The sequence below is a fragment of the Chamaesiphon sp. OTE_20_metabat_361 genome (assembly GCF_031364565.1).
Genome location: NZ_JANLWO010000473.1, coordinates 1 through 4,595, shown reverse-complemented (window position 1 = coordinate 4,595; position 4,595 = coordinate 1). Strand labels below are relative to the sequence as shown.

Genomic DNA, 4,595 nt, shown 5'->3' with positions numbered 1-4,595 from the left:
GTCTTAGTGGCTAGCGGCTCTGCCCCGTACCCTATTCCCTGTTTAGCGAGCGAACATCTCGTCAATCATACCGTGATACCGCTCCATCACAACTGGACGACGAATTTTCAGCGTCTGGGTGAGGAGTCCATTTTCGATACTAAATGGCTCGGCGATGAGCCTGAATACGACAATTTTGTCGTCGGCGCGATAGCTGGGGCGGTTTTTGACTTCGCGATTGAGTTCTTCTTTGATGAGGCTGACAACTCGACTATCTTCGAGGGTACTAGATTCTACCGTGGTTGTGGTGGCGAAATCTAAGGGTAAGTTTTGACTGGTTGCCCATTGTTGCAGGGCTTCAAAGTTGGGGACGATTATCGCACCGAGAGATTTTTGGTCTTGGCCGACGAGGACGATTTGGCTGATATACTGACTTCGCAGACAGGCATCTTCGATCGGGGTGGGTTCGATATTTTCACCATTACTGAGGACGATCGTATCTTTGGCACGTCCGGTAATCGTCAGATCCTTAGCAGGTGTGAGCATTCCCAAGTCACCACTATTAAACCAGCCTTCAGGATCGATCGCTTTAGCAGTAGCTTCAGGATCGCGGTAATACCCTTGCATCACTTGTGGCCCGCGAATTAATACTAATCCTTTTTGACCGATCGAGACTTCCTGGCGAGTTTCGACATCGACGATCTTAATTTCGGTACCGGGTAAGGGTTGTCCTGAAGACAGGCGCAGATTTTGCCACGGACGGCGGACGTTGGTAATCGGGGCTGTTTCCGTCAAACCATAACCCAGCAAGACATCGACACCGACGATTTCAAAGAATAAATCTAGATGTTTGGCTAGCGAACCGCCGCCGATAATGATATTTTTAATCTTGCTGCCTGTGGCTTCCCGAATTTTGGCATAGACGAGCTTGTCCGCGATCGCGTGAACTGGCGCTAAAATCGACATCTGAAGCCGTGCCTTCAACTTTTGACTCAAACTAGGCTGCAAGCATTCCAAACTCAATCCCTGGACGATCCGCCGCGCTTGGATATATTTTGTACTCGCAGCCAACAGCGTATCGACTAGTTTTTGCTTGTTGGCTGGCTGCTCCCGAAATTGCTTCTGAATGCCTTCATAAACCGACTCCAGCAGGCGTGGCACTGCCACTAGGTACTCTGGACGAACATCTTTCAAATCCTGCTTGAAATAGCGAATATTGGTGTATGTCTGCGTACATCCCTGAGAGAGCAAATAATATTCACACGATCGCTCATAACTATGCCAAGAGGGTAAGATACTCAACACGCGATCGCCTGGTTTGGCGGGAATCACCGTACCGCAAGTATTAACCTGATGTAGTAAATTCCCGTGCGAGAGCATCACCCCTTTAGGATTCCCGGAAGTTCCTGATGTATAAATCAGGGTTGCTAAATCGGTTTTTTTGAGGGCAACAGGTATCAAGCTGTCAGTCCGACCTAAATCGATCGTCTGACTAAAATTGAGCAGTTTAATCGGGTAGTCTGAATCTGGTTGTTCGTCAGAAAGTAAAATAATTAAACTAATCGCTAAATCGCCTAGCTTATCGCTGAGTTTTTTTAAAGTTTTGATATCTTCAACTACTAATACTTTCGCTTGGCTATTATCTAGAATTGATAGTAATTCTTGGGTGTCCGCTTGCGAACTTCTCACGGCATTAAATGCCCCTGCTAACATGATTCCTTGGTCGGCAATCAACCAACGCGGGCTATTGTCAGCAAATAACGCCACTCCCGTATGCGGTTGAATCCCTAAGCATTGTAAGCCAGTCGCAAATAGCTTGACTTGAGTGGCGACCTCTCGATAAGTAAAACTAACTGCTGGGTTGCTATGGGGGGCATTTAAGGCAACGACTTCGCCACATTTGGCGGCAACTATTTCCCAAATTTCGGGGATTGCATTAATCTGACTATAGTCGATCGTCTGACTGAGATTATCGCGTTCTCGATCGGTGATTTGATAAGGGTAGTTGGCTAATCTAGCAGTTGTCGTCATGATGATTTATCCCATTTTTTATAATCCCCAACCAAACCAGATGGCATCAGTTGGCTGTTGCTATATTTATAGATTAGCTGGTGACTGGCGCGATCGGCGATCGGCTGTGACAGAACGTAAGGTGGCTGCTTTTTGTAATATGATGCTCCAACTGCGACGGCTGCCGAAGGCGATCGCTCGGCGACTCACCCAGATTTATAATAAGAGACTCGTCTCTAGCTCGCACATATCTATGAAACAAGTTAAATCCTGTGGCTTTATTCTATTTCGTCCCAATCCGCAAAAATCGTTCCTATTGATGAAACACGAGGATCGATATGACCTCCCGAAAGGACATATCGAACCGGGCGAAACCGACCTAGAATGCGCCCTCAGAGAGATGAATGAAGAAACCGGGATTCCAGTTAGTGCAGTGCGTATCGAGCCAGATTTTCAGTATCGATCGGTCTATTACCCCCAATCTGCCAGATACAATAACGAGGCTGTGGAAAAGACTTTAATTATTTTCTTGGGTTGGGTAGATGCCCCCACAGTGATTACCTCCACCGAACATATTGGCGCTGAATGGGTCGATTGGCACCCACCGCACCAAATTCAAGCTCAAACTATCGATCCACTCCTAGCTGAAGTTCAGGCATATTTTGGGGTGTAAAAGTTAGTAAATGTTAAACTTAAATTACATTCAATTTTGCGTCGGCAAAGCCGCGCCGAGAGGTAATCGCATCATGAACACAACCCCACAAAGCGGACACTTCGACCCTTCGGCAGAGCTTCATGGGCAACGCAAGCTCAGTGCATCGCGCTCAACGCTCGAATCAATCGTTCGGGAACTGGAAAAAATACCCGAACCAATTCAACTAAGCCTTTTAGATTTTATCCGTTCTCTGAGTAGTAGCTATACAGCCACAAACCAAACTGAAACAAAGTCAGTGGGAAGCCAGAAGCGCGATCCTTCAAGAAAATGCCGCACTACATCAACCCGAATAGCTGGTAAAGGAAAAACAGTAGGGGATATTGTTAGTCCAATCGTGGATGAGCGGGATTGGGAATGTCTGAAATAATTGTGCTAGATACCCATATTTGGTTTTGGCTCATTAGTGAAGATTGGAATAGGTTTCCAGCTTCATGGCGCGAGCAAATTGAATCAGCCGAGCGGGTTGGGGTATCGCCGATTTCTTGTTATGAGATCGTGTTGGCACAGGAGAAGGGTCGTTTGGAGCTGCCATGTGCTGCTGATGAGTGGTTTCGAGAGGCGTTGGAACCTTCAGGTATTTGTTTGTTGCCATTGACTCCTGAAATATTTTGCAAAGCCGTTAGTTTATCTCCTGTCCATAAAGATCCATTTGACAGATTGATTATTGCTACTGCGTTGGTGTATGAAGCAAGATTAGCCAGTGTGGATAGTTTGTTCCCGTTATATCCTGAAATAGGAGATAGACTGCTGTGTTCTCAATCTTGAAATAGGTAATCGCATTGTGAACCCTCTACCCTCTACCCCCTAAAGCCTAAAACCTAAAACCTTCCCTCGCTTGAAGATACTCCCGATTGAGTTGGGCGATCGAATTTAGGGATATTTCTTTGGGACAAACCGCCGCACAGGTGCCAGTGTTGCTACAACTGCCGAATCCTTCTGCGTCCATTTGAGTTACCATGTTGATGGCTCGCCGCTGACGTTCTGGTTGACCTTGGGGTAATCGTGCTAGATGCGATACCTTGGCGGCGACGAATAACATGGCGGAGCTATTTTTACAAGCGGCGACACAAGCGCCGCAACCGATACACATGGCGTCGGCAAAAGCGGCGTCGGCAAGATCTTTAGCAATGGGGATGGTGTTGGCATCGACGGCGTTACCAGTATTAACCGAAATATAACCGCCTGCTTGGATAATTCGATCGAATGCCGATCGATCGACCATGAGGTCTTTGATAATGGGAAAGGCATTTGCACGCCAAGGTTCGATCGTCAGGGTGTCGCCATCGCGGTACGATCGCATGTAGAGTTGGCAGGTGGTGCTGGCGAGATCGGCTCCGTGGGGGCGACCGTTGATGTACATGGCGCAGGAGCCACAAATCCCTTCGCGGCAATCGTGGTCGAAGGCGATGGGTTCGGCATTGGTTAAAATGAGGTTTTGGTTGAGGAGGTCGATGGTTTCGAGCAGGGACATATCTGGGGAGATATTATCGAGCTGGTAGGTATGGAATTTTCCAGCGGTTTGGGGATTGGGTTGCCGCCAAATTTTGAGTGTGAGTTTCATGATGTCTCTAGGTATCAAATCTGAATTTATTCAAACTCTTTTGCTTGAGTAGGCTGTGGTACTAGGCGGAGCGGCAAATGTTAGATATTAGTGAGTTTCGTTTTTCCTAGCGGAGGCAGAACCCGGATCTGGGGGTACCGACCCCCAGCCCCCCCGTTGAGGAGCGGGACGCCGCTCCTCAAACTCCTCTGCGTAAGGGTCGATTTGTGAGGATCGGAGTGGGCTTTATCACATTCCAGGGATAGATGCTATGCGGCTGTTGTGCATTAGATCTGTAGATCTGTAGGTTGGGTTGAAGAATGAAACCCAACACACCTACTAAAATCTCCC

The 4,595-nt window shown here is 47.6% G+C and carries 5 protein-coding genes; 3 read left to right on the top strand and 2 right to left on the bottom strand.

Annotated features, from left to right (window positions below):
- Window positions 1–42: 42 nt before the first annotated feature.
- Window positions 43–2,010: an AMP-binding protein gene (locus RMO35_RS13860; RefSeq protein ID WP_309741886.1), complete on the bottom strand. Its 1,968-nt coding sequence runs from the start codon at window positions 2,008–2,010 to the stop codon at window positions 43–45.
- On the opposite strand from RMO35_RS13860, the gene RMO35_RS13855 reads away from it, so the two are divergent.
- The 3 genes from RMO35_RS13855 to RMO35_RS13845 all read left to right on the top strand — a co-directional run bounded on the left by RMO35_RS13855 (window position 2,009) and on the right by RMO35_RS13845 (window position 3,469).
- Complete coding sequence (locus RMO35_RS13855; protein ID WP_309741885.1) at window positions 2,009–2,662, top strand: NUDIX domain-containing protein; 654 nt, start codon at window positions 2,009–2,011, stop codon at window positions 2,660–2,662. The genes RMO35_RS13860 and RMO35_RS13855 overlap by 2 nt on opposite strands.
- Before the next feature lie 73 nt (window positions 2,663–2,735).
- The gene (locus RMO35_RS13850) at window positions 2,736–3,071 is read left to right on the top strand and encodes a hypothetical protein (RefSeq protein WP_309741884.1); all 336 of its coding nucleotides are present in this window, start codon (window positions 2,736–2,738) and stop codon (window positions 3,069–3,071) included.
- Entirely contained in the window at window positions 3,059–3,469 is a 411-nt protein-coding gene (locus RMO35_RS13845) for a type II toxin-antitoxin system VapC family toxin (RefSeq protein ID WP_309741883.1), read from the top strand. Before RMO35_RS13850 ends, RMO35_RS13845 begins: the two co-directional genes overlap by 13 nt.
- 46 nt (window positions 3,470–3,515) lie before the next feature.
- On the opposite strand, the gene RMO35_RS13840 is transcribed toward RMO35_RS13845, so the two are convergent.
- Window positions 3,516–4,265 (bottom strand): succinate dehydrogenase/fumarate reductase iron-sulfur subunit, encoded by a 750-nt coding sequence (locus RMO35_RS13840; protein ID WP_309741882.1) that lies wholly within the window; start codon window positions 4,263–4,265, stop codon window positions 3,516–3,518.
- Window positions 4,266–4,595: the final 330 nt, after the last annotated feature.